Source organism: Ruegeria spongiae (genome assembly GCF_023502395.1).
Lineage (GTDB): Bacteria > Pseudomonadota > Alphaproteobacteria > Rhodobacterales > Rhodobacteraceae > Ruegeria_C > Ruegeria_C spongiae.
Window position 1 is genome coordinate 1 of record NZ_JAMFMB010000096.1, and the last position, 702, is coordinate 702.

Genomic DNA, 702 nt, shown 5'->3' on the forward strand with positions numbered 1-702 from the left:
GCCTTGAGCAAGTGGCCCCCGACAATGCGCCTAATCTCCGGCAGGAACTGATCCGACCAGTTCCGGTTCACTTGGTAAAAACTCATGAAAACACTCGTTAAAATAAGGGGAGCAAAGAACACTGCACCCCGGTTGAAGCTCACTAGGCTGCTTGCGCTCTCTCCCTAGCCAGTTTGCGTTCTAGATCCTGTGCGCGCTGCACATTGTCAGTCACGCTGTCAGCGATTTCGACCACGTGACCAGACAGCGCGGCCACAGCATTCCGTGTTCGCATCTCAGGCTCGTCGCGGCCCAGCAATTCATCAACGAGGATTTCAAGCCCTTGCAGAAGGCCGTGCAACAGCACTGCGCTTTCATCAGCCTTCAACAATTTAGCATCCAGTGATTTTGCCATAAGTTCGGTCATGCTGCCTCCTCCTTCAGTTCGGCCAGAGCGGCCTTTGACGCTTCCATGGCCTGTTCAAGCGGGGCAACGCCAACAATGTACGCTTTCATAGCCACCGTGACGGCACGCAACTGTTCCGGGCCTAGCTCCTTCAATTCCTTCTTGATCGGCCTGAATTCTTCACAGTCCTTGCGGAAGATGGCGGCCATACCCTTAGGATCGCCACAGATAATCCAGTCGATGCTTGCGCCTTGTTCGCGGCACCAACCCACAATGTTGTCGGTCAGAAGCAGGGAGCCGTCATCGTCAAAACTCAG

Annotated in this window: 2 protein-coding genes; both read right to left on the reverse strand. The window is 54.7% G+C overall.

Translation table 11 applies throughout. The features are described from left to right. Positions 1-142: 142 nt before the first annotated feature. Positions 143-406, reverse strand: coding sequence for a hypothetical protein (locus tag M3P21_RS22405; protein ID WP_249713724.1), 264 nt, complete (start codon positions 404-406; stop codon positions 143-145). After that, positions 403-702: hypothetical protein (locus M3P21_RS22410; protein WP_249713725.1), on the reverse strand; the 300-nt coding region annotated here is incomplete at its 5' end. The genes M3P21_RS22410 and M3P21_RS22405, both read right to left, overlap by 4 nt.

Excerpts from the sequence above, each read along its gene's own strand:
- M3P21_RS22405 (WP_249713724.1), bottom strand. The coding sequence starts at position 406 with ATGACCGAACTTATGGCAAAATCACTGGATGCTAAATTGTTGAAGGCT.